General features: G+C 39.1%; 21 protein-coding genes. 7 read left to right on the top strand and 14 right to left on the bottom strand.

The features are described from left to right. The 4 genes from U8519_RS11800 to U8519_RS11785 form a co-directional block, all read right to left on the bottom strand. Complete coding sequence (locus tag U8519_RS11800; protein ID WP_334330518.1) at positions 1-1,896, bottom strand: heavy metal translocating P-type ATPase; 1,896 nt, start codon at positions 1,894-1,896, stop codon at positions 1-3. Positions 1,897-2,010: 114 nt separating this feature from the next. Then, on the bottom strand, positions 2,011-2,355 hold the full coding sequence (locus U8519_RS11795) for a type II toxin-antitoxin system PemK/MazF family toxin (protein ID WP_334330517.1): 345 nt from the start codon (positions 2,353-2,355) through the stop codon (positions 2,011-2,013). Further along, positions 2,342-2,611 (bottom strand): AbrB/MazE/SpoVT family DNA-binding domain-containing protein, encoded by a 270-nt coding sequence (locus U8519_RS11790; protein ID WP_334330516.1) that lies wholly within the window; start codon positions 2,609-2,611, stop codon positions 2,342-2,344. The genes U8519_RS11795 and U8519_RS11790 overlap by 14 nt, the downstream gene beginning before the upstream one ends. 137 nt (positions 2,612-2,748) lie before the next feature. Continuing rightward, positions 2,749-4,035, bottom strand: a complete 1,287-nt coding sequence (locus U8519_RS11785) for an LPXTG cell wall anchor domain-containing protein (RefSeq protein ID WP_334330515.1) — start codon at positions 4,033-4,035, stop codon at positions 2,749-2,751. A gap of 364 nt (positions 4,036-4,399) precedes the next feature. Between U8519_RS11785 and U8519_RS11780 the strand changes: the two genes are divergently transcribed. Beyond that, on the top strand, positions 4,400-5,305 hold the full coding sequence (locus U8519_RS11780) for a proline-specific peptidase family protein (RefSeq protein ID WP_334330514.1): 906 nt from the start codon (positions 4,400-4,402) through the stop codon (positions 5,303-5,305). 44 nt (positions 5,306-5,349) lie between these two features. On the opposite strand, the gene U8519_RS11775 is transcribed toward U8519_RS11780, so the two are convergent. From U8519_RS11775 to U8519_RS11730, 10 genes are all read right to left on the bottom strand, one after another. Next, complete coding sequence (locus tag U8519_RS11775; protein ID WP_334330513.1) at positions 5,350-5,472, bottom strand: hypothetical protein; 123 nt, start codon at positions 5,470-5,472, stop codon at positions 5,350-5,352. A 358-nt stretch (positions 5,473-5,830) separates the two neighbouring features. After that, positions 5,831-7,648 (bottom strand): glycoside hydrolase family 13 protein, encoded by a 1,818-nt coding sequence (locus U8519_RS11770; protein WP_442892156.1) that lies wholly within the window; start codon positions 7,646-7,648, stop codon positions 5,831-5,833. A gap of 11 nt (positions 7,649-7,659) precedes the next feature. Further along, on the bottom strand, positions 7,660-10,065 hold the full coding sequence (locus U8519_RS11765; protein ID WP_334330512.1) for a glycogen/starch/alpha-glucan phosphorylase: 2,406 nt from the start codon (positions 10,063-10,065) through the stop codon (positions 7,660-7,662). A gap of 31 nt (positions 10,066-10,096) precedes the next feature. Further along, positions 10,097-11,536: a glycogen synthase GlgA gene (glgA, locus tag U8519_RS11760; protein WP_334330511.1), complete on the bottom strand. Its 1,440-nt coding sequence runs from the start codon at positions 11,534-11,536 to the stop codon at positions 10,097-10,099. Further along, a complete protein-coding gene (gene glgD, locus U8519_RS11755) occupies positions 11,529-12,695 on the bottom strand; it encodes a glucose-1-phosphate adenylyltransferase subunit GlgD (RefSeq protein ID WP_334330510.1) in 1,167 nt (388 codons plus the stop codon). Before glgD ends, glgA begins: the two co-directional genes overlap by 8 nt. Beyond that, positions 12,692-13,819: a glucose-1-phosphate adenylyltransferase gene (locus tag U8519_RS11750; protein WP_334330542.1), complete on the bottom strand. Its 1,128-nt coding sequence runs from the start codon at positions 13,817-13,819 to the stop codon at positions 12,692-12,694. The genes glgD and U8519_RS11750 overlap by 4 nt, the downstream gene beginning before the upstream one ends. A gap of 30 nt (positions 13,820-13,849) precedes the next feature. Next, the gene (gene glgB / locus U8519_RS11745) at positions 13,850-15,736 is read right to left on the bottom strand and encodes a 1,4-alpha-glucan branching protein GlgB (RefSeq protein ID WP_442892157.1); all 1,887 of its coding nucleotides are present in this window, start codon (positions 15,734-15,736) and stop codon (positions 13,850-13,852) included. Between the two features lie 366 nt (positions 15,737-16,102). Further along, the gene (locus U8519_RS11740; protein WP_334330508.1) at positions 16,103-17,512 is read right to left on the bottom strand and encodes a PTS transporter subunit IIC; all 1,410 of its coding nucleotides are present in this window, start codon (positions 17,510-17,512) and stop codon (positions 16,103-16,105) included. 84 nt (positions 17,513-17,596) lie between these two features. Beyond that, positions 17,597-17,902: a PTS fructose transporter subunit IIB gene (locus tag U8519_RS11735; RefSeq protein ID WP_334330507.1), complete on the bottom strand. Its 306-nt coding sequence runs from the start codon at positions 17,900-17,902 to the stop codon at positions 17,597-17,599. 19 nt (positions 17,903-17,921) lie between these two features. Continuing rightward, a complete protein-coding gene (locus U8519_RS11730; protein ID WP_334330506.1) occupies positions 17,922-18,434 on the bottom strand; it encodes a PTS sugar transporter subunit IIA in 513 nt (170 codons plus the stop codon). Between the two features lie 239 nt (positions 18,435-18,673). Between U8519_RS11730 and U8519_RS11725 the strand changes: the two genes are divergently transcribed. The 6 genes from U8519_RS11725 (at position 18,674) to U8519_RS11700 (ending at position 24,632) form a co-directional block, all read left to right on the top strand. Beyond that, the gene (locus U8519_RS11725) at positions 18,674-19,447 is read left to right on the top strand and encodes a DeoR/GlpR family DNA-binding transcription regulator (protein WP_334330505.1); all 774 of its coding nucleotides are present in this window, start codon (positions 18,674-18,676) and stop codon (positions 19,445-19,447) included. A gap of 3 nt (positions 19,448-19,450) precedes the next feature. After that, positions 19,451-19,885, top strand: a complete 435-nt coding sequence (gene lacA / locus U8519_RS11720; RefSeq protein WP_334330504.1) for a galactose-6-phosphate isomerase subunit LacA — start codon at positions 19,451-19,453, stop codon at positions 19,883-19,885. A 37-nt stretch (positions 19,886-19,922) separates the two neighbouring features. Further along, positions 19,923-20,435 (top strand): galactose-6-phosphate isomerase subunit LacB, encoded by a 513-nt coding sequence (gene lacB, locus U8519_RS11715; protein ID WP_334330503.1) that lies wholly within the window; start codon positions 19,923-19,925, stop codon positions 20,433-20,435. Between the two features lie 29 nt (positions 20,436-20,464). Then, on the top strand, positions 20,465-21,409 hold the full coding sequence (locus tag U8519_RS11710) for a hexose kinase (protein ID WP_334330502.1): 945 nt from the start codon (positions 20,465-20,467) through the stop codon (positions 21,407-21,409). 36 nt (positions 21,410-21,445) lie between these two features. Next, positions 21,446-22,432 (top strand): tagatose-bisphosphate aldolase, encoded by a 987-nt coding sequence (gene lacD, locus U8519_RS11705; protein ID WP_334330501.1) that lies wholly within the window; start codon positions 21,446-21,448, stop codon positions 22,430-22,432. A 175-nt stretch (positions 22,433-22,607) separates the two neighbouring features. Beyond that, complete coding sequence (locus tag U8519_RS11700) at positions 22,608-24,632, top strand: Ig-like domain-containing protein (RefSeq protein ID WP_334330500.1); 2,025 nt, start codon at positions 22,608-22,610, stop codon at positions 24,630-24,632. The last annotated feature ends 209 nt before the right edge of the window (positions 24,633-24,841 follow it).

Genomic DNA, 24,841 nt, shown 5'->3' with positions numbered 1-24,841 from the left:
TTATGCGGTCTTAACTTGATTTACATCAAGTTTTGGAGATTTTTTGAAACTTTTTATTCTTAGCAATCTCATTGCGTTGAATATAACTACTAAGATACTGAATTCATGAACGAACATTCCACTTGCCATGTGAATAACACCAACTAACAAGCCTAGTAGTAACAGTGCAACGGTACCTACAGCGATGATGATATTTTCCTTAGTATTAGCGACAGTCTTCTTAGCTAGTACATATGCGTGTGCTAGTGCATCGAAGCTTGACTTGACCAAAACAACATCGGCTGTTTCGATTGCAACATCAGTACCTGTACCCATACCAATTCCGATATCGGCAGTAGCTAGTGATGGCGAGTCATTGATACCATCCCCAACGAAGGCTACGTGATGGCCTTCATCAGTAAATTTCTTAACAAAGTCAACTTTCTGTTCAGGAAGTAATTCAGCGTGAACTTCATCGATCGGTAATCTGTCGGCAACGTGTTGTGCGGCAGTCTTATTATCACCAGTAAGCATAACGACACGTTTGATACCGGCTTGTTTCAAAGCTGTTAAGCCTTCAAAGGCATCTGATCTAAGTTGATCATTAACGCCAACAACGATCTTTAATTCTTTATTTACCGCCATCAAGACGATCGAGTCACCTTGATTGACACGTGTATCCATGGCCTTTCTAGCTTCAGCTGAAATTTCAACATTATTAGCTTTCATGAGACGTTCATTACCAACTAAGATATTGCCGTCAGCACTTTGTAGTCCTTGTCCTTTGACAGTATCTAGTTCAGGAAGTTCTGATGTAGCAGTGATATTTTCACCAGTGATATATTTAACGATCGCACGACCTAGTGGGTGATCTGATGTACCTTCAACGGCACTGAGTAAGGCCATATCTGATTCTTGATCTTTACCAAAATGACTTAATTGTGTGACACTCATTTGACCAGTTGTTAAAGTACCAGTCTTATCAAGTACTAAAGTATCAACTTTTGAGAAGGTATTTACAGCATTTCCACCCTTCATCAAGATACCGTTCTTAGCACCGTTACCAATTCCGGCAACGTTTGAAACTGGAGCACCGATGACCAAAGCACCAGGGCATCCTAGAACTAATACGGTGATAGCCAATGGGAAGTCTTGTGTAAAGATCCAAACTAAAATACCAATAATCAAAACTGCTGGTGTGTAATATGTTGCGAACTTATCAATAAAACGAGCAGCTGGGGAAGCACTATCTTGAGCCTCTTCAACTAGTTCAATGATCTTACCAAAAGTTGTATCTTCACCGACTGAAGTTGTTTCAACGGTGATCGTACCATTATCTGTTAGTGATCCAGCAAAGACCTTATCACCAATAGATTTTTCAACTGGTGTAGACTCACCAGTGATTGAAGCTTCATTCATATAACCTTTTCCTTCGATGATCACACCATCGACAGGAATTTGACCACCTGGTTTAACGATTACGTGGTCTCCTTCGTCAACGTCATCAACGTCAACGGTTGAAACATTTCCATCTTCATCAATGACTTCAGCAGTAGTTGGAGCCATTTGAGTTAAATTCTTAACGGAGGAACGAGTCTTTTGTAGAGTTCTTTGTTCTAGATAACTACCAAATAAGAACAAGAATGTAACAACGGCTGATTCTTCGTATTCTCCGATTACAAAAGCACCGATAACGGCAATGGAAACTAATAATTCAATACTGATCACCTTATTCATCAGAGCTGTCCAGGCGTGTAAGAAAACTGGAATAGCACCGATGATACTGGCGATGATCATGGTTGGTGTTTCTACCATATGTAAATGTAAAAACTTAGCAGCGAAACTAATTACGATTAAAATTGCGATTGCTGCAGTCATTCTATTTTGATTTTTTTGAACCCATATATTAAATTTCATATTATCTTTCCTCCTAAGCACAAATACATTGTATTAGGATTTGTACTACTTCAACTTGATTACGATCAAGTTTTAAAAGAAAGTACAAAAAAAGGACAAACAAACGTTTATCCTCTATCGTTCACTTTCAAAAATCAACTTAATATATGCCAGAATATCTTGCAAATCAGCTTCTCGCAAAGATTCAACATATTCACAACCTCTGTCAGATAAATCTAAAGATCTAATTTGATCTAATAGAATTTTTCCATCCGTTTTTAAATAATCTGGAATGTCAACATACAATGGGAAATCTCTTTTAGTATGACTGATTGGGCAGCACAACCAAATGTTAGAGTTTTTCTGTACTAAATGATTACTAACAATTAGAACTGGTCGAAATCCTTTTTGTTCATGCCCATGCGTCGGATTGAAATTGACTTTTACAATATCACCTTGTCTAAGATCACCAGTATTCATGTCCGCGTTTTTCTCCCCAATCAATTTCTCCAGACTTAAACGGCTTGCCTTTATAGTCCTTAAAAAGTTCTTCTAATGATGAAGGCACATTTCTTTTTTTGATGATCAACTCGCCTTTGTCCACAATCAAATCTACTTCATCATTTCTCTTAATACTCACCTCATCTAATATTTCTTGAGGTATTCGCAATCCGTTAGAATTGCCCCACTTGGAAATCTTAGTTTTGTATGAAACAGGTATTTTTTTCATTTCCATCGCCAGTCACCACCTAATTTTTTATACCGTTCTCTATGTATATACAAGTATATACTCTGCTATTTAAAATCGCAATTCCAAAGAAAAAGGACAGACAAAATTGTCCGTCCATCATCAAATTACGATTTTATTTTAATTTAATTTTTCAAATATGTTCCTTTTAAAAGGATGATCCAGAGCAACAATACCGTAATACCGATAGCTGTTAAGACGTGTCCCGATTCATTTCCAGTCTTAGGCAATGTCTGTGAAACGTCTTTGGCAGAACTAGTATCGGTTGCCGCTGAGGCCGTCCCATTTTGTAGTGACTTCAGATCATCAGAAAGATTCTTCAAGTCATTCAACATATTCGACAGATCCGATGTGTTAACTAGCTTAGATAAATCCAACGATGACAAGCCATCGAAGTCCAGATTAAAGTCAAGCAGCGAATCTAGCCCATAGTCAGGACTGTTCAAGCTCAATTGACCAGGGATCAACTTGCTCAGATCATCCAAATCATCAATATTGAAATTAAATTTCAAATAATCATTGTCACCCTTGGTGTACTTGAAAATATTCTTAGGATCAACGGTCTTGTTATTGATCATATTGATCTTAACTGCTGAATCACCTAACTTCTTATTATAAGCGATCGTCATTGCAACATTATAAGTTCCATCATTATTAGGTGTGATCGTAGCCGTATTAGTTAGATAATTTGCGGCCGCTGAATCACTCTTGTCATTTTTGACTACCTTGTAAGTAATGCTTTGCCCATCACTGTTTTTGGAGATCGTCGTACTCGATTTAGGATCTTCAATAATAATATTCTTAGAAGAATTGATCTTGTTCGATGTTACGGGTGGAGTACTAGTAGTATCAGTATCCGATTTGGTTTCATCAGTGATAGTCTTGAGATTGTCCAGTAGAGTACTTCTATTATTAGTGGCGCCACTAGCTGTGGCAGTATCAAATGCAAAGTCGACATTAGACTTAGTCAATTCGACACCTAATACTTTGGTTTTCGACTCTAAGGTACCTGAAATTTTATTATTTAAATCGTCCAAACTATTAACATTAAAACTAACATCTTGATACGTTGTCCCATTGTCATCATAAGTAGATGAATTAGGTGTTTGACCATCGATTGACGTTACCGTTAATGATTTAAGTTTGGGAAGGCTCATCGTCAAGGTGACCTTATAAGTACCGTCACTATTTTGAGATACTTTAGCTGATTTAGTGAAATAAGCACTGTTGGCATCGATATTATCAGTGCCACTTTGATATACATTGTAAGAAATATTTTGTGAATCTGCGGTATTCGACGAAGCCTGTGCAACTTGCGTAGTCGATACCAGTGGTAAATTGTATTCAGCAACAGTCGTTACTCCCCCGAGTAAGACAACCGCTGTCAAAAACTTGATTAAACTCCTCTTCATCGTATCGCCCCCAAGCACATAAATTTTATCATATTTTAACTCACATAGTCACCATAATACATTGTAACCACAGGCTTTTATATAATTGTTTGATTTAGATCAATAAAACAGCAACGTTATTAGTGAATTTAAGAAACCGATACCATAATTTTAATATTATCCAAATCTTTGTAATTTCATTTACTAAATTTTTGTCCTTTTATATCCAGACATATTACCTTAGTTAGATATCTATATCTAATAAACATCCTTACAAATAGTATACTTAAATTAAATTGATTAAAGAATTATTACAAAATATTTGAATTGAGCTCTATTTAGGTTATATACTATTAATATTACATTTTCAGGAAGGTGAAATTATATGAAACAAGGCACAACTATTATCACTCTCGATAACGGCTACCATCTATGGACTAACACACAAGGCCACGGCGACATCCAACTACTTTGCCTACACGGCGGACCTGGTGGAAATCACGAATACTACGAAAACTTCGGTGAAGAGCTGGCTGACCTTGGTGTACAAGTATCAATGTATGATCAATTAGGTTCATGGTATTCAGACCAACCTGATTACAGTGATCCAGCTATCGCTGACAAGTATCTTACTTACGAATACTTCGTTGATGAAGTTGAAGAAGTTAGACAAAAACTAGGATTAGACAACTTCTATCTAATCGGACAATCATGGGGTGGCGCTCTAGTTCAAATGTACGCCGCTAAATACGGTCAACACCTAAAAGGTGCTATCATCTCAAGTATGGTCGATGAAATTGACGACTACGTAAAGAGCATCAACCAATGTCGTTTAGATACACTTGGACCTGAAAAAGTTAAATACATGGAAAAAATCGAAGCTGATAACAACCTTTCTGATGCCACTTATCAAAGTTACGTTGACGTGTTGAACGCTGAATACATCGACCGTAAGCAACCTACTTCAATCAGACACTTGATCGACACTACTGCTACTGGTGTCTATGGCGTCTTCCAAGGTGACAACGAATTTGTTATTACTGGTAAATTAAAGGATTGGCACTTCAGAAAGCATCTAAAAGAAATCACCGTTCCAACTTTGATCACTTTTGGTGAACACGAAACAATGCCTATCCCAACAGCTAAGATCATGCAAAAAGAGATTCCACACGCACGCTTAGTAACAACACCAAATGGTGGACATCATCATATGATCGACAACGCCCCAGTTTACTTCGATCACTTGAAGACCTTCATTAAAGATGTTGAAAACAACAATTTTAACGATTAGCTTGGTTGCTGGTTGTTGTTACTGCCGCTGATGGTGGCCAACAATTACATCTGCCGTGGACCGGTTTCAAACTTCGTTTTCAACCTCGCTTTGAAGCCTGTAGTCTTCAAAGTCGTCCAGTGTTCTAGGCGATAAATCGCTAAGAACACTTTTACGGCGGATTCCATTGTTGACCACCACCAGCTAATCTTGTATTACTTTTCAATTAGTAATTACCCGAAAGCATAGTAATAACTAATACTTATAATCTATAAACTAAAATAACGCATTACGACAATCTTGCCGTGACGCGTTATTTTTTTATTTACACAATCAAACTAGCTGGAGGTCAGCAGTAATGGAATCAGTAGCGAAAGTGGTGTTAATGCGGGCGATTTTCCCGCATTTACAGCACGGACGTCTTGACTGATTTGCGGTTTATGCAAAGCAGCCAAGCGAAGTTCGAGACCGCTTTTTGGCTCGAACTGGTCCCGCCACTGATGTAATTACTGCTGACCGGAAGCGGAAACGGAAAAGGAATTCAATCTAAAAATCTTCAATGATTTTAATCTCAGTCTTACCCAAAGTCTTGCCAATCAAATAATTTCTAACTTCACAACACAGTCGGCAAGGAACAGTATCCAGCATAAAATCATTAGCCTGGATCTTGTGCGAATTAGCCGAAGTATTCAAAACCACTAGAATCTTACGATTATCCAGACGATAAGTATAACCAATTCCATAATCACCCAAATAAAACGGTGAGAAATCAGCTTCATTGATCCAAGAATGATTCTTGCGCCATTGATACCACTTTTGAACAGTATCCTGTAAGGATTTGTCAGGATTATTCCAAGGAAAATAGGCTCGGTTCTCCGGATCCTTACCACCAGTCAAACCAGTTTCATCCCCATAATAAAGACATGGTACACCAGGCAACGTGAATAATAATCCAAAAGCCTGCTCCAACCAATCACGATTGCCATGCAACAAGGTTAGAATTCGTTCGGTATCATGACTACCAATATTGTTGAAATTGTAGTTGAAGACTGTTTTAGGATAATTCTCTTTCAAGGTCATCAATTCCAACCACCACTCTGACGGTTTAAGATCACCCGTCAATACACGGATGATCAATCTGCGCAGTGGGTAATTCATAACCGCTTGCAACATGCCACCTTCGAGGTAGTGCCGACGTCGACCGTAAGCCAATTTATGCGATGCATCTTCCCAGACCTCGCCGATCAAAACTTTGTCAGGATATTTGTCTAGTGCCTGGCGGATGCCTCTAATGAAATCATCTGGCAATTCGTCAGCAACGTCCAGCCGCCAACCATCGACACCACGTTCTGTCCAATAATCAATGACTGAATTTTTGCCGCCATAGATAAATTTTTGAAAATCCGGATTGCTCTTATTAACAGTCGGCAAATCGGTCACACCCCACCAACTATCGTATTCCTTAGGATACTTGCTAAAAGTGAACCAAGGATAATACGGACTATCGGTCGATTGTTCCGCACCGATAGTGTCGTAATAGCCGCTTTGATTGAAATACCGCGAATTAACGCCAACGTGATTAAAGACACCGTCCAGAATCAAGCGCATGCCGGCACTGTGAATAGCCGCAACCAAGTGATCGAAATCAGCTATAGTTCCTAGCATCGGATCGATCTTCAGATAATCCCCAGTATCATAACGGTGGTTGCTCATCGCCTCAAAAATAGGACTCAAGTAAATCACAGTTACACCTAGTTGTTTCAAGTAAGGCAACTTCTTCTCAATTCCTAATAAATTGCCACCATAAAAGTCCCAACGAATTATTTCTTGTTTTTGATTCCGAATGTACATCGGCAAGTCAGTCTTACGACCATAAATAAAACTATTCGGCTTAGGGTTATTAACGTGGCCATCTTCATTACCATTGTTAAAACGGTCAACAAAGATTTGATAAGCCAAACCATGCTGATACCAGCCTGGAATTGGTTCAACGTGATCAATAACCGTCAATTGGTACATTTGAACATCTGAACGTTTGCTATAAACGATCCCTTCGCCACCGAAGCCACCATCAAGACATCCATAAAAACATTGATCCATCGCCGTCTCAACTTCGAAATAATAAAAATACAATCCCGAGTTTTTGGGAGTAAACTCTGCCCCGTAAAACGGCTGCTGCAAAGTCATTTCAATTTGATGTTCAGTGTCCCAATGTCCATCTTGAGCCACATGTAAAATAACTTTTTTAATTGGATCATTAGCGTGAACTTTGATTTGAAAATTAACCTTACTGGCTTTTTCAATCGCACCAAAGGGAGATTTATCAGTTGTTTGAAATGAATCATATTCTATAACGATACTCATTGAATGCCACCTTACTTCAAAATACGATCATATGGAACTTGCCAAATATCTTCACCATACCTTGCGACTGCATAATCAGCAGAGAAGGTCCCTGACGCAGCAATATTAGCCAAGGAACGTTGTTCCCATTGTTTACGGTTGGTAAAATCTTGACTAATTTGTTTTTGTTTTTGTACATATTCAGCATAGTCAGCTAGAACGAAGTATTCATCGTTATAACGGATCAATGAATCGTATATTTCATGCCCTTCTGTCGAAATCCCCGGAATCGTTCCATCGATCAAAGTATTTAAGATCCGCTGTAACTCGGGATTTTTATTCGCAAAATCACTAGAATGATAATCTCCGCGACGATAATAACCGTAAACATCGTCAGCGGTTAAACCGAAAGTATACTCATTCTCCTTACCAGCAGCTCGAACGATATCGATATTAGCTCCATCCATAGTAGCTAATGAAAGTGCACCATTCGTCATCAATTTCATATTGCTGGTACCTGAAGCTTCTTTGGAGGCTGTGGAAATTTGCTCACTAATATCAGCTGCTGGAATAATTAACTCACCTAAAGAAACACCATAGTTTGGAATGAAGACTACTTTGATTTTGTTTCCAATGTCCTTGTCACTGTTGACCAGGTCCGCTAAAGCATTGATCAATTTGATAACTGATTTGGCGTAGTGATAACTCGGTGCTGCCTTAGCTCCAAAAATATGCACTCGCGGTATGACTTTCTTTTGTGGATGATCTTTGATATCCAAATATTCACGGATAATTTCAAATACGTGCAGTAACTGACGCTTATAGGCATGCAGCCGTTTGATCTGCACATCATAGATTGCATCGGTACCAATCGTGATACCTAATTCATCTTTAACGTATTTGGACAAATTCTTTTTGTTTTCTATTTTGACCTTCTCCAAGTCTTGTAGGAATTTGTCATCATTTTCAAAGGCGGATAAAGTCTGGATCTGTTTAGGATTAGAACGCCAATCTTTGCCGATTTTCGAATCGATCAACTTCGATAATGGATCATTCGCCAACTGTAACCAGCGACGATCAGCAATACCGTTTGTCTTATTGTTGAAGCGCTCTGGGTAAATCCGGTACAGATCCATCAAGACATCTTTCTTGAGTAATTCTGTATGTAACGGTGCTACACCGTTGACACTGTGACTACCGATCACTGCCAAATAAGCCATTCTCACTTGACCATTACCTAAAGGTGCGGTTTTGTCGACTGTATTCTCACCAAAGATCGGTAGCTTCTCTTGACGATAACGTCGATCGATCTCTTGAACAATTTGATAGATTCTTGGCAACAGCCCCTTAAACATGTCGATTGGCCAAGTTTCCAAAGCTTCTTGCATAATTGTATGATTGGTATAACTCATTGTGGCAGTAGTGATCTGCCAAGCCTTCTCCCAAGGGCAGTCGCATTCATCGAGTAAGATCCGCATCAATTCAGGGATCACTAATGTAGGATGTGTGTCATTGATATGAATCGCTACTTTGCGTGGAAACTCCTTGAGTGTTGAATGATCCAACAAGTAATGACGAACGATACTTTGAACCCCAGCAGATGAGAAGAAGTATTCTTGACGAAGACGCAAAGAACGTCCAGCCGCATTCGAATCATCTGGATATAGGACTTCAGTGATCTGGTCGATACGATCACGTTGTGCCTGCGAATAGAAAGTTTGATCTGCACTTGGTGGTAATTCTGCTGACCACAATCTCATTGTATTTGTAACGCCGTTATGATAGCCAACTATTCCTACATCATATGGCACCGCCAAGACATCATCTGTATGATCGTAGACTGGACGTAGATGTCCATCCGCCTGTGGTTGTAACCAGACATGACCACCGAATCTGACTACACAAGCTCGATTTTCACGTCTGATTTCCCACACATTACCATTTCTCAGCCAATCGTCAGGTAATTCGACTTGGTAACCGTTCATGAAGACTTGTTTGAATAACCCGTAGCGATAACGAATCCCGTTACCGTTGCCTGCCATTCCTAAACTAGCCATAGAATCCATGTAACAAGCAGCCAAACGACCTAAACCACCGTTACCTAAACCTGGATCTGGCTCCGAACGACAAATTTTTTCAAAATCCAATCCTAACTCACTCAATCCAGCTCTGACGGTATCTAATATTCCCAAATTAAGCAGATTTGATTTTAACAATCGACCTGGTAAAAACTCAATTGAAAAATAATAAACTTGTTTATCGTCTTTTTGACGATATTTCTTGGAGGTATTTTTCCAATTACTACTGTCATAACGCTTGATCAAATTGCCTAAGGCCATCAACTGCTCTAGTGGCGATGAATCCTTGACATCAATGGCATAGGTGGCTTTGACCTCACTTACAAAATCCTTTGTAAACTTTTTTTCATCCAATTTCATATTTTTATAGCTCCCATCAATCGTTAGAAAATTAATCGGCCAATTCTTGATATAATTGACGATATTTTCGTGCTGACTTTTGCCAACCGAAGTCTTGTTTCATCCCGTGAAATCTGATCTTGTTCCATTCTCTAGGATTGTTACTATACAGATCATAAGCAGCATTCATTGTCTTACCGAGAACTTCTGGACGATAATCATCAAAACCAAAACCGGTACCTTCGCCAGTAAAGTGATTATACGGTTTGACCGTATCTTTCAAACCACCAACAGAATGAACTAGTGGCACGCTGCCATAACGCATCGCCATCATTTGTGAGAGTCCGCACGGTTCAAACGCTGACGGCATCATGAAGACATCACTACCAGCATAAATTTGTTGCGCTAATTTAACATTGAATTCAATGGCCGCAACGAACTTATCTGGAAATGCCATTTGATAGCCTCTGAAGCCGACTTCCAGATCTCTTTCGCCGGTACCTAGAACTATCACCTGTGCATCATGCTTCCTCAAAAAATCATTCAAAGCATCGAGCAAGAGATCCATCCCTTTTTGCCGCGTCAATCTCGATACCACCGCAAAAATTGGTACATCGACTTGCGGAAGTCCAAGCGATTTTTGTAGTGCGTGCTTATCTTTGACTTTATTAGCGATATCGTCCACATGATAATGAGCCAAAATATTAGGATCAGTGGCTGGATCATAAACTTGGGTATCTATTCCGTTGACGATTCCTTGCAATTTATAAGCATTATCACGAAGGATTCCATCCAAACTCTCACCGAACTCTGGCGTTTTGATCTCTTCAGCATAACTAGGTGAGACAGTGGTGATTGCATCAGCACAATAGATCCCACCCTTCATGAAATTGACGTTGTTATAAAACTCTACGGTTCCGTGATCAAAGGTATTCATGCCAATTCCAAACAAACTACTCAAGACGATTGGATCAAAGACGCCTTGAAATTGGATATTGTGGATCGTCAAAACAGTTTTGATGTGATGATAAGCATTGATCCAATTGTATTTATCCTTAAGTAACACAGGAATAAACGCCGTATGCCAATCGTTACAGTGAATCACATCCGGAATATAGTTGATTTTTTCCATCATTTCACAAATAGCTAATTGGAAAAAGGCGAAACGCTCGCCGTCATCCCAGTAGCCATAAATACTGTCGCGTCCAAAGTATTCTTCATTATCGATCAAGTAATATTCGATATTATCCAGTTTCAAAGTCTTGATCCCACAATACTTCGACTTCTCTCCTACTTGAACTTGGAAATACGTTAGTTCTTTTATTCCAGCTGCGTATTTTTGTGGGAAGAGTTTTTTGTAATACGGAATCACTACTTTTAAATCAACATTTTCTTTAACTAGAGCTTTAGGCAAGGCCAAACTCACATCACCTAAACCACCTGTTTTATAAAATGGTGCAGCTTCTGCTGCCGCAAACAAGACTTTATTCATTAGTAACCTCCGCTTGCCTAAAAATTCGTTTCTCCTTGCCAATTACCAGTGGTTTCTCTGGTGTTCCTTTCAATTCTAGATTCGGACCAATGACAACATTCTTATCGATCACTGCATTTTCAATCGTCGTTCCTGCCCCGATCCTCGTTCCTTGCATGATGACCGAATCCTTGATGGAACTATTACGGTTGATGAAGACATTTCTAAAAATAACGGAATTATCGATTTTGCCTTCAATGTAGCCTCCGGTCCCACACAACGTTCCCTTCACCTGCGAACTGTTGGCAAAGAAAGTTGGGATCTCATTTTTTACTTTTGTATAGATCCGACGTTGACTGTAAAACAATGCTCTAAAATTGTCTTCATTTAATATCGACATACTGGCTTTGTAGTAACTAGAAATATCGTGGATATTAGCGAAGAAGCCTGTGTACTCAAATGCATTCGCATTGTGCTGAATCACCGCTCGTTTCATTAGACGTTCCAAACTGATCAAGTCACCGCGGTTATTAGCTTCATTTAAAATATCGATCAAATCGACGGTACTCATCAAATAAATATTCAAATCCTTGGCTAATTTACCTTCACTAGATGGAATCGTCTTTGAAGCTTGTACGACCGATGTTGCCATGCCATTATCTGTCAATTGCAGCACTGTGTTCGTCGGCTTGATCTCGTCAGCCATAACGCTTTTGTAGACCGTTGTAACTCTGTTGTCGCGTTCTTGATGATAACGAAGCAGTGCCTTTAGATCGATATTACAAATATTTCTAGTGCCCATAACGACGGTATATTCGCTATTGCTACACTTCAAAAAAAGAATCGCGTTGTCATAATAGTGGTGTATCAACGCCTTCTTCTTCTCAGAATCAAGCAATGACAAATCGTTATATGGAAAATTAAACAGTCCACCTCGAACCGTATCGAGATTCCAATCATTACCACTTCTAATGTGGTCAGAGACTGAACGTCCTGAACGTGGTGAAGCAATCATGACATTCTTTATCCCAGCGTTAGTAATACTCGAAAGTGGAAAGTCCAACAACCGGTAACGTCCACCAAAAGGTATCGTGCCCACGGGACGATTAAGCGTTAAGGGGGCTAACTTTTCCCATGGTTCTACCAAATTAACAATTGCACTTACACTATTTTGTTTCATGATTTCTTAACCCCCACAACTTCGCCGTAACCAACCACAGCGATATCTTTTTCAGTGCCCTTTATTTCAGCACCATCACCGATGACCGCTTCCTCACCGATCAAAGCATGATCAATGACCACATTCTTGCCGATAGTCGCACCTGGCATGACCATACTGTCAACAATTCGACTGCCAGTCCCGACTGAAACACCTTGAGACAAGATTGAATGATCCACTTCACCCGCTACATAACAACTATCCACGATCATGGAGTTGTTGACATTACTCGTATTAGTCAAGAACATCGGCGGTAAGACTTGAGCCTTCGAATTGATCCGCCAGTTGTGATCACCAATATTCAAAGTATTGTGGGGTGAAAGAAATTCCATATTGGCTTGCCATAAGCTGTGAATCGTTCCAACGTCACGCCAGTAACCATTGAAGGCATAAGCGTAAGTAGATTCATTATTGGCAAGATACATGGGAATGACATTTTTGCCGAAATCTTCCAAGGTCTTATTAGTTGAAAAACTAGTCGTAAGGTAGTTTCTCAAGGTTGGCCAATTGAAAATATAAATTCCCATTGAAGCCTTGTTGCTCTTAGGATGTTCTGGCTTTTCTTCGAACTCAATAATGCGATCAGTCTCATCAGTATTCATCATGCCGAAGCGCTTAGCTTCTTCCATCGTCACTGGAATAACGCCGACCGTTAATGAGGCTCTCTTAGCCTTGTGATAGGCCAGCATAGCTCCATAATCCATCTTGTAAATGTGATCTCCTGATAAGACTAAGAGGTATTCTGGATTCTGCTGGTCAATGTATTCGATATTCTGATAGATAGCGTGCGCTGTTCCTTCAAAGAACTTCTCCCCCTCACTGGAAGAAAATGGTTGTAACACCGTTACACCGCCATTTTGATCATCCAAGCCCCAACTCGAACCATTACCAATATGTGCGTTGAGTTCCAGTGGTTGGTATTGGGTTATTACTCCGACATTATTGATCCCCGAATTAGCACAGTTACTCAAAGTAAAATCTATGATCCGGTAACGCCCACCGAAGGGTATTGCCGGTTTTGCGGTGGACTTAGTAAGTTTTCCCAAACGTGTACCTTGTCCACCTGCTAAAATAATTGCTAACATTTCATTCTTTTCTGTCATGATGACTCACCCCTACTTCAATTTAGTTGGTTGAATCAATAAAGCTCCCATCGCTGGGAGTGTTACTGTGAAGCTTGCAGGTTGCCCATGAAACGATTTCTTTTCAGCTGTAAATTTTGTTTCCAATTTAGTCCACGTGCCGCCGAACTTTTGATCTTCGGTATTCAGCAGCAATTCATAATCACCTGCAAAAGGAACTCCGATTCGATAATCTTTTCGTTCAACCGGTACGAAATTAAATGCTGCCACAACAAACTGACGCTTGCGTTTACCCTGGCGGATGAATCCCATCGTTGAACTAGCTGCATCATCGGTATTTGAATAAATCAACCCTTGAGGAAGATAATCTTCTTCCCATAACGGCCGCTTATCACGATAAACAGTATTTAACTTTTGTGTGAATTCTTGCATCTTGCTGTTAAGTGTATCTTTTAGATCGACCCATTCTAACTGACTCCAGTCACGCCACTCGAGGAATTGGCCCCATTCTGAACCCATGAAGTTCAACTTCTTACCTGGAAAAACCATCAAGTATGTCATCATCGTTCTTAAATTAGCGAATTGATTGTAACGATCTCCCGGCATCTTGTGCATTAACGATTTCTTGCCGTGAACCACTTCATCGTGTGAGAATGGCAAAATAAATTTTTCATTGTACATATAAACAAAAGCGAATGTTAATAAATCAAAGTTATCACGGCGATATAACGGATCCATTTCAAAAAACTTCAACGTATCATGCATCCAACCTAGATTCCATTTAAAGTCAAAACCTAGACCACCATCTGCAACCGACGCTGTTACACCTTTATATGCCGAGGATTCTTCAGCAATCATCAAGACGTCGGTATGGTCATGATGTATAGTCTGGTTCAACTTTTGTAAGAACTTAATTCCTTCCAGATTACGATTATCGCCTCTGTCATTCTTTTGACCTTCTTTGCCAATGTCGTAGTCCAAATAAATCATGTTAGAGACAGAATCTACTCGTAATCCATCTAAATGACAGTACTCTAGCCAATACATCGCACTAGAGATCAAGAAGCTCTGCACTTGTGATTTGCCCAAATCAAAGTTCCAAGCTCCCCAGCCACGATTGTTGGCACGTTCAGCATCTTGATATTCATAAGTTGGCGTACCATCATACTGATAAAGCGCATCATAGTTACGAATGAAGTGACCTGGTACCCAATCGACTAACACACCGATATTAGCTTGATGCAATTTGTCGATCAGATCTAAAAAGTCCTTGATATCCCCGAAACGGCTCGTTATTGCAAAGTAACCTAATTGTTGATAACCCCAAGAGGCATCTAGTAAGTGTTCCATTACTGGCATCAATTCAACATGGGTGTAGTTCATTTTTTTGAGGTAAGGAATTAATTCATCTGCAATTTCGACATAGCTATAATAACTGTCATCTTGATGACGCCGCCAAGAACCTAAATGTAGTTCATAAATATTGATCGGACGTTTTTCAGCATTGCTGCGTTTACGACGTGCTAACCACAAACTGTCATGCCATTTTTTAATGATCGGCTTTACTACGACTGCAGCATCACCTGGTTTCTTCTCAAATTTGCGTGCATAAGGATCGATTTTTAAATGCCTTTGACCATCTGGACCGGTCACCGCAAACTTATACAGTGAACCCGGTGTAACTTGCTTAAATTCTCCATGCCAAATTCCTGTAGTACCTACTTGGGACAATGGAGTATCTTGCCAGCCGTTAAAATCACCAACAACTGCGACTGATTTGGCATGGGGAGCCCAAACATTAAAGATAGTCAGTCCTGTGTTTAACACGTGACACCCCAGGAATTCATAGCTTCTAAATGATTTACCGATATTAAATAAATAACTACTTTCAAGTAGAGTATGTTCCAATACCAAATTAATCACTTCCTAAGATTACAATGTGAAATAATGTATTATTAATTTCATTAAAGCTCAATTCATTGATATTATATTGCTTTTTATCAGCTAAATTATGACAATTACAATCTGTCTATATACAGCCAGTATCGTTGATATGACGGGAATCAACGGTGATAGTATATGCTCGAATCTAAAATTTGTAAAAGAATATATAACATTAATTTCATCATCAAAAATCACACTTTTGTTAGAGCGAAATAATCACAATTATCAAAATACAAGCATTATTGTCTAACTATACCAATTGTATTTTGGACAAAAAAAAGAGCCCTCAACGAGGACTCTTAACTTGTAAATATATTTTTTGTATGACTACGCGATTTTAAACTACTTTGCAGCAGCTTCTGCAGCGTATGCAGCATTTCTCTTCTTCATTTGATGTGCGTACCAGATAAAGATCAATAGGTATGCAGCTAATGCAAGTGCAGCATAAAGTACAAATGTGATTTGTCCTTTTGATGCATTACCAACAAGGTAAGCCAAGAATTTTTCAACTGGACCTTCCATTGTTGAGTGAGAAATCATTGTTCCTGATGCAAGACCCTTAGGGAATGCGCCAAGCTTCTTAGCAGTTTCTGTAACGAATGGTGCTGATAGTGTACCGGCCCATAGGAACAATGGTAGTTCCAAAGCACCGATAACGATCATACGAACAATCTTACCACGTGTAACAACTAGCAAGGCTGGTGTAACACCCATGGCGATGATACCACCAAGAGGTAAAATCTTGTTTCCAGGTAATACTAATGATTCAAGTAACATGATAGGAGCAAGAACGTTAGCGGCAGCCCAGATTTCAGCACGTCCGGCGATAAATGGCCAGTCAAGTCCAACGTTCATAGTTCTACCTTTAAGTCTCTTGTTAGCAAAGTCTGTAATACCTTGTGACAATGGTTCAACAGCGGCAATAAACCAAGAACCGATAAGTGAGAATAGTTCCAAACAGAAAGCAGCTGTAAATGATAGTGTAAAGATTTCCTTAACACCTTGGTGTGAAAGTAAACCGATAAAGATACCTAAATAAATACCAATGGCGAATTTGCTTCCCCAGAAACCAATCTTCTTATTTAGATCAGCAGCATCGAAGTCAAATTTGTCTAACCATGGGAAGATAACATCAAAGATCTTATCAAAGACCATGATAATAGGGTTCATCATGTAGTTCATGTGTGTTGTTGTCATTGGGTTTGAAGCTGGTGCATGAAGTAGATCGTTAAAAGTAGGTTTCATCAAGTCTGAGTTGATAATCTTCAAAGTACCAATGAAAATAACAAGGATTGTAGCAATAAGTAGATTTGCTCCGAAGAACATTGATAGCAATCCAACGAAAGCTAGATGCCAGATATCGAAAATATCAACATCCAATGTATTTGTCTTGTTAATAACGATCATAACAACGTTAACGATAACCATGATCAACAAGAAGTACAAAGTATATGGAGAACCCCATGTGATTGTAGCCAATGGAGCCCAACCTAAGTCAGTAACTGATAGTTGAATACCAGTTGATTTAACAAAGGCGTTCAATGCGTCTTGGAAGGCTGTTGTCAACAATCCAATAACGGCACTGATAGCTGTAAGAGCGATGGCTAATTTAATACCACCCTCCAAAGCCTTAGAAAACTTAACTCTGAATATCAATGCGATGATAGTCAAAACGATTAACATCATAGGTGCAGCACCTAAATCAATTAAGGGTTTGAACACCGCATTGGCAAAATCAATTATTCCTGACATATTTGTTTCCCCCTAGAATTTTATGTCGGTGAATCTTGGTGCCAATAGTGCGATAAAACTCAATCCAACGCCGAAGGCTAATCTCTAGCCCTTGCCGCTTTCCTTGATAACTTTTTCAACAGCATCGTATACAGGTGCAGCCATTGCAGGCATTCTGTACAAGATAGGACCAGCATCAACAACCGGAACGTCAGATTTGAATCCCAAATCAGTAGCAGCGATTGGTGTGAATAAATCGTAGTCCTTCATCATGTCTTCTGTGATGTCTTTAACCATAACGGCATCAGCTTGGACATTGTAACCACGTTTGCCCATTTCTTCTTCCAATGCATCTTTGATTTGGTGACTTGAGTTAACTCCAGCACCACAAGCAGCTAAAATTTTGAACATAATAAACACTCTCCTTTAATTAGTTGTTATCTTTTGCGTATTGCGTAAACTTACGATTCAAGAATGAATAAATATCCTTAGGATCGCTAGCCTTAAAGAATGAAATCAGCTCGTTTTCAGAAGTACGAGCCATGAAGTCCATGATTTGAGCGAGAATATTTGATTGTCCCTCAGGATCATCATTCAAAATCATGAACAAGAACTTAACATCGAATTCTTTCGATGGATCAATCATATTATGGAAAGAAATCGAATTGTTTAATTTAATCGGAACGATCATTCGTGTCTTAACGAACTCACTCTCAGTATGTGGAATTGCGATATTAGGTATCTTTGGTGATACAACTGACATATCGATCCCAGTTGGATAGTTAGCTTCACGTTCCAACAAATTATTAATGAAATCCTCCGTTACTAGATCCCTCTTATATAAAGACTCAGCTACTTCACGAAAAACCTCTTCCTGATTAGAAGCGTTTGAAATGAACACTTCATTTTCGTTAAATAGTGGATCAGTAGCCAAATTGCTCATTAATGCCACCACCTGCCTATTGGTTGTTTGTTTTTGTTTACAAGACAATAGTAAACGCTAACATAAAAATTGTCAACAATTATTGATAAACTTATGATTTTGCTTACTTTCTCCCTATAATAGGGATTAATAACAAATGAAAAGGCTTTACCTTTGTAAACAAAAACCATTGACAACGAACACCATAGATGCTAAATTGTGTTTGTAACGAACAATAGTAAACAAAAAGAGGTGGTCTTTTGTTAAAAAAGGAACGCTTTCTAAAGATAATATCCGAATTGGATAAGAATGACATCGTTACTGTTAATGATTTAACTTCCCTACTTAACGTATCCGATATGACGATACGCCGAGATCTTGAAGAGTTATCCGAATCCGGTAAGTTGATCCGAATTCATGGTGGTGCTCAAAAAGTTAATGTTTCTCCATTAGAAGAAGCTTCACACGCTGAGAAGCGAGAAGTACATATAAAGGAAAAACAGGAAATTGCTAAGTTAGCAGCCAATGAGATTCGTAATTTTGATACTGTCTTTGTCGGTCCTGGTACAACATCAGAATTAATTGCTCCCTATATTAAGGGCGTTAATTCTTTGCGGATTGTAACTATAAGTATTCCTGTCTTTGAAAGTTTTAAGAACGCTGACGTTCAATGTGAATTGATCTTAGCTGGTGGAATATACCGAAGCAGATCAGGAACATTAATAGGTGCTTTAGCAAGTAATGCTGTTAGTGGATTGAAATTCGATAAGGCTTTTGTAGGTGTCAACGGGATCCAGAACTCACAGATCATGACCGCTAATACCGAAGAAGGCCGTATCCAAAGCGTTGCTTTAAACAATTCTCAGACAAAATACATTGTGGCTGACAAATATAAGCTCAATCGTAATGATTTTTATACTTTTTACAGCTTAGATGATGTTGATTATCTGATTACCAATAAGGACACTTCTTATGAAACTTTAGATTACTATCAACAATATGTAAGAGTTATCAATGATAATAGGAGGAATTAATTTATGAAAATTGCACTAGCTTCAGATAAAGCAGGATTTGAATTGAAGGAACATATCAAGAGTTACTTACAAGGCGAAGGCAAGGGTTATGAAGTTATTGACCTAAGTGAAAAACCAGCCGCTGATTTCGTTGATTCATCAGTTGAACTTTCACATTACATCCTTGATGGAAAAGCTGATCGTGGTGTTATGTTTGATGAATATGGTACTGGTTCAGCAATGGCAAGTAACAAGATCCACGGTATGGTAACAGCTAACGTTGTTGAAGAAAATACTGCTCATATGACTACACAACACAATGGTGCAAAGGCTATCGCAATGGGTGCCGGAATCGTTGGACCTAAGAAGGCTGAAGGAATAGTTGATTCATACTTAGGTGTAAATTACGCTGGTGGACGTCACCAAATCCGTCTAGATATGCTTGAAAAATTAATCTAATTAAAAAATTCAATTTGATAACAGGAGGAATATTTTTATGATTATTGCACTAGGAAACGACCATATTGTTACAGATGTTAAAATGCAAATTTCAGATATGTTAAAAGCTATGGGTAACGAGGTTATCGATGTTGGTACATACGATAACACAAGAACTCACTATCCAATCTACGGACTACGTGTTGCTAACTTAGTTCGTGATGGCAAAGCTGACTGCGGTGTTGTTCTTTGTGGTACTGGTGTTGGTATCTCAACTGCTGCTGACAAGAACAAGGGCGTACGTGCTGCTTTAGTTAACGATACAACTACTGCTAAGTATGCTAAGGAACACCTAAATGCTAATGTTATTAGTTTTGGTGGTGCCGTTGTTGGTGAACACTTGGCTGAAGATATCGTTAAGTCTTACCTTGCTGCTGAATACAAAGGTGAAGATGATGATCTTGTTGCTAAGATCGATGCCCTCGAACCAGACAATCCAGAACAACATGACAATCCACACTTCTATGACCACGAAATGAAGTTATGGAACGAAGGTTACTACCACGACTAATTAGAGAGTAGAAAAAGGAGCTCAATTAAATGAGTAATTCAGTTCTTACAATTACAATGAACCCTTCTGTTGATATATCTTATCCACTAGATCATTTGAAGATCGACACGGTCAACCGTGTTAAGGAAGTTTCAAAGACTGCTGGTGGTAAAGGTCTAAACGTTACTAGAGTTCTCAAGCAATTAGATGTTCCCGTTACAGCTTCAGGTATTATTGGCGGAACAATCGGTCAATATATCTTGAATCAACTCGACGAAAATAAAGTCGATCACGCCTTTATGAAAATTAATCAAGAATCACGTAACTGCATCGCCATTTTGCATGACGGTGGAGATCAAACAGAAATTCTTGAATCGGGTCCTAGCCTTTCTGAATCTGATGAAGAAAGCTTCTTGGAACACTTTGAAGACCAAGTAAGTGGATTCTCATTAGTTACCATTTCAGGAAGTCTACCTCAAGGTTTGTCAACTGCCCTCTACTCTAAGATGGTTAAAGTTGCGGCAAAGCATAACGTACCCGTGATTCTAGACAGTTCTAACGAAGCTTTAAGATTAGCACTTGAAGCTGATGTTAAACCATTTATGATCAAACCTAATCAAGACGAAATAGCTCAACTTATAGGCAAAGAAGTTGAAGACTTAGACGACTTGAAGGAAAAATTAGCAACCGAAGAAATATTCCAAAATATTCCTTGGATCGTAGTATCACTTGGCTCAAAGGGTTGTTTTGTAAAACACATCGATAAATTCTTTAAAGTAAACATACCTAAGATCCACGCCGTTAACCCTGTCGGATCAGGTGATTCTACTGTTGCTGGTCTTGCCGCTGGTATCGTAAATCAAGAAAGTCCAGAAGACGTTATGAAACGCGCAATGACTGTTGGAATCTTGAATACTCTTCAAGAAAAAACTGGATTCATTGACATTAATCAATATAAAGATTATTTTGAGAAGGTAAACGTAGTTAACTACTAAATTTAAATTGTTTTAAAAATCGGAGGAATGAATTAAATGACACCAAATAAATATGCAGCACTCGAAAAAATGTCTGACAAAAACGGAGTTATCGCCGCACTTGCTATTGACCAACGTGGCTCACTAAAGAAAATGCTAGCCGCAGCTTCAGGCAAGCCAGCCAACGAACATGATATCGTTGAATTCAAGAAAGTTATCTCAAAAGAATTGACACCTTATGCATCATCAATTCTTCTAGATCCAGAATATGGTCTTCCAGCATCAAAATTACGTGCTGATGGTTCAGGTCTTCTAGTTTCATACGAAAAGACAGGATATGACACAACAGAAGCTGGTAGAATGCCAGACTTGATCCCAGAATGGTCTGTACGTCGTTTGAAGGAAGCCGGAGCTGACTCAATCAAGTTCTTGCTCTACTTCGATCCAGATGAAGACAAGACAATCATCGATCACAAGGAAGCATTTGTTGAAAGAATCGGTTCAGAATGTGCCGCTGAAGACATTCCTCTATTCGTTGAACTTGTTACATATGATGACTCAATTGGTGACGTTAAGAGTGCTGAATATGCTAAGGTAAAGCCTCACAAGGTTATCGAAACAATGAAAGAATTCTCAAAACCTGAATACAAGATCGATGTCTTGAAGGTTGAAGTTCCTATTAACCTTGATTATGTTGAAGGATTCAATGGTGATAACGAAGCCGTTTATACTAAAGAAGAAGCAGTTAAGTACTTCAAGGAACAATCAGATGCTACTAACTTGCCATACATCTTCTTGAGTGCCGGTGTTACTGCTGAAGCATTCAGAACAGAACTTAAGATGGCTAAAGAAGCCGGTGCTAAGTTCAATGGTGTTCTTTGTGGACGTGCCACATGGAGAAACGGTGTAGAACCATTTGCTAAAGATGGTGAAGAAGCCGGTAAGAAGTGGATGAACACTGAAGGTAAGAAGAACATTGACGAATTGAACGAAGTATTAGCTGAAACAGCAACTTCATGGAAAGAAAAAGTTTCAAAAGACTAATTTAAATTTAAATCCGATGTTTTGACAATTAGACGATCTCAATCGAGATCGTCTTTTTTTGCTTTCATGAATATATTTGGACCCACATTATCAAAATTCTTTTTGTACAAAATGAATTATTTGTCAATATACATAATGGTAAGCTTATACCAACTTATAAATGAGGAGAGGATTTATGCGGCTTAAAAAGTTTATCCTAACTATCTTCGCTCTCTTATTGGCATTAACTTGTTTTCAATTTACAAGTTCACCTGTCAGTGCCGCTGACAGCGATACCGATCCCACTGCAGAAGATGTTGGGTACTACCACAAACCTACTAAGGACGTTAGAAAATTCTTTGGTATTTGGCTTACGACCGGTTTTGCCTTGCAACCCAAAGAAGATAATTATGTTGTCGTTGATCACACTATTACTTTGAATACCGACTCTGCCCGTTCAGCGGTGTATGCTGTAACGACATTAGGTAGAAGTGCCAGATATCAATGGTATCAATACAAAGTCGGTGATAAAAAGTGGACCGAAGTCAGTAAAAAAGATGGAGGTACAAAAGAAAATCTCGTCGTAACTGGGAAAAACGCTGACGAAACCACCTATTATCAATTACAAGTTCAGTGGCAAGGATTTATTTGGAATTACCTCGCCAAAAAAATCTATTCCCACGTTGCTGCAGTACATACTGTGCCAGAACCTACTGATGGTAAAGAAATGACGATCCGAACTGATGATAATTATATTTATAGTACGTCATTCGATATGGCAACAACTTCGACTTATGCCCACGCTGATATTACTCCGTCCAATCATACTGGTTACGTTACTTGGAGTGTCGACGATCCTTCTCTAGCGACGATCGATGAAGATACCGGTCTTCTGACCGCCGTTACTAAACCAGAAGTTCACGGAACCGTGACCGTTATTGCTACCCTTCATAATCCCGTTGGTGACGATATCCAAGCAACTAAGACCGTTCAAGTCGGTCAAGGTCTCGAAGATCAGTCGGTTAAGGCCGGAGAAAAAGCTACCTTCTCGATCGAAGGTAACTTAGGTGATCTGGATGATATCGATGATGATGGCGATGATGAAGACGGTGGCGGTGACAATAGTGGTGGAACTAATGAATATACCGTCAAATGGTACCGCGATAATCCCGATGGCTCACGAGTTCAAATCAATAAGGATGACGAAGTGAATGGTGCCCTATCAGTAACAACTGATCCTACTAATATGGAGGATGACAACCAAAGCAAATACCAAGCTGTTATCAATGTTAAATTAGGCGTTCTAAATAAGAGTTACACCACTAACAAGGCAACGTTGACAGTTATTCCTGACGGATCTCCCGATATCAAAGTAAAAAACAGTTTGACTAACGTGGATTATCACGATGATCTGGATAACGATCTGCATCTATTCGGCGTTAATCAAGGCGACAAGATCACTGAAACTGCTACACTAACTAACGACAGCAATACCGGTATCTTGTCAAATGGCTCATATCACTTGCCTATCAGAGAAAGCTCTACCATAAATTCAGTCGTTGTAGATGATGAAGAATTATCTGCTGACCATTATGAAATAATTTCTAATTCCAAAGATGGCACTAAGGAATTAGTAGTTAAAAACTTAGGCTTCACTACCAAACAAAGTCACACTGTTCAAGTTACAACGACAGTCGGTGCTGTTGAAGAAAAATCCACCCAACGCACAACTCCTTATGTCATCGGTCAAGTTGCCAGTACTGATGACTATCGCAGCAGTGGTGAGGAAGAAGCCATCACCTACTCTACTAACAAAATTCTGATGAATGTTAAAGACATTGATTTTGGATTAATAACCCCATTCTCCGCTAATGAAACCATCTATCGTCCCGACAATTTGAATGAACCCGAAAATGTTGTTGAAATCGATGATCAAAGGCGCAATAAGAATCAAGCTGAAGTCCGAGTTCAACAAGCCAGTGATTTTACTAACGCTAAAGATGTAAAACTCTTGGGCAGCTTACAATTTGTTGAGGAAGACGGTGTTGCTCACGATATCTTGGGCAATGATCAATTGATTCAAACAACCAGTGCAGGTAACGCTGTTTCTTCAATCGGTTGGGCCAAAGAGAATGGCATTTTGTTACACATGAATGATAATAATCTTACTGCCGGCGTTTATAATACCGAATTAAAATGGTCCATTGTCGAAAGTGTCTAATTACTAAAAAAAGCAATCTCGAATTGAGATTGCTTTTTTGCTCATTTATTCATAAAAGTCGCTAGATAAGGAAACCTAGTACCTCCGTGCTAGGAGGAATTATCGTCTTGAGCGACTGCCTTTCTTAATATTTATTACGTTAGCCTTTTTGATTAATTAGGAGCTTATTTAAGAGCTTATTTTTATCGTAAATGGTATGCTTAACCTAT

Origin of the sequence: Companilactobacillus sp. HBUAS59699 (assembly GCF_036913575.1) — a bacterium.
Classification (GTDB): Bacteria; Bacillota; Bacilli; order Lactobacillales; family Lactobacillaceae; genus Companilactobacillus.
This window is presented reverse-complemented; position numbering and strand designations above follow the sequence as displayed.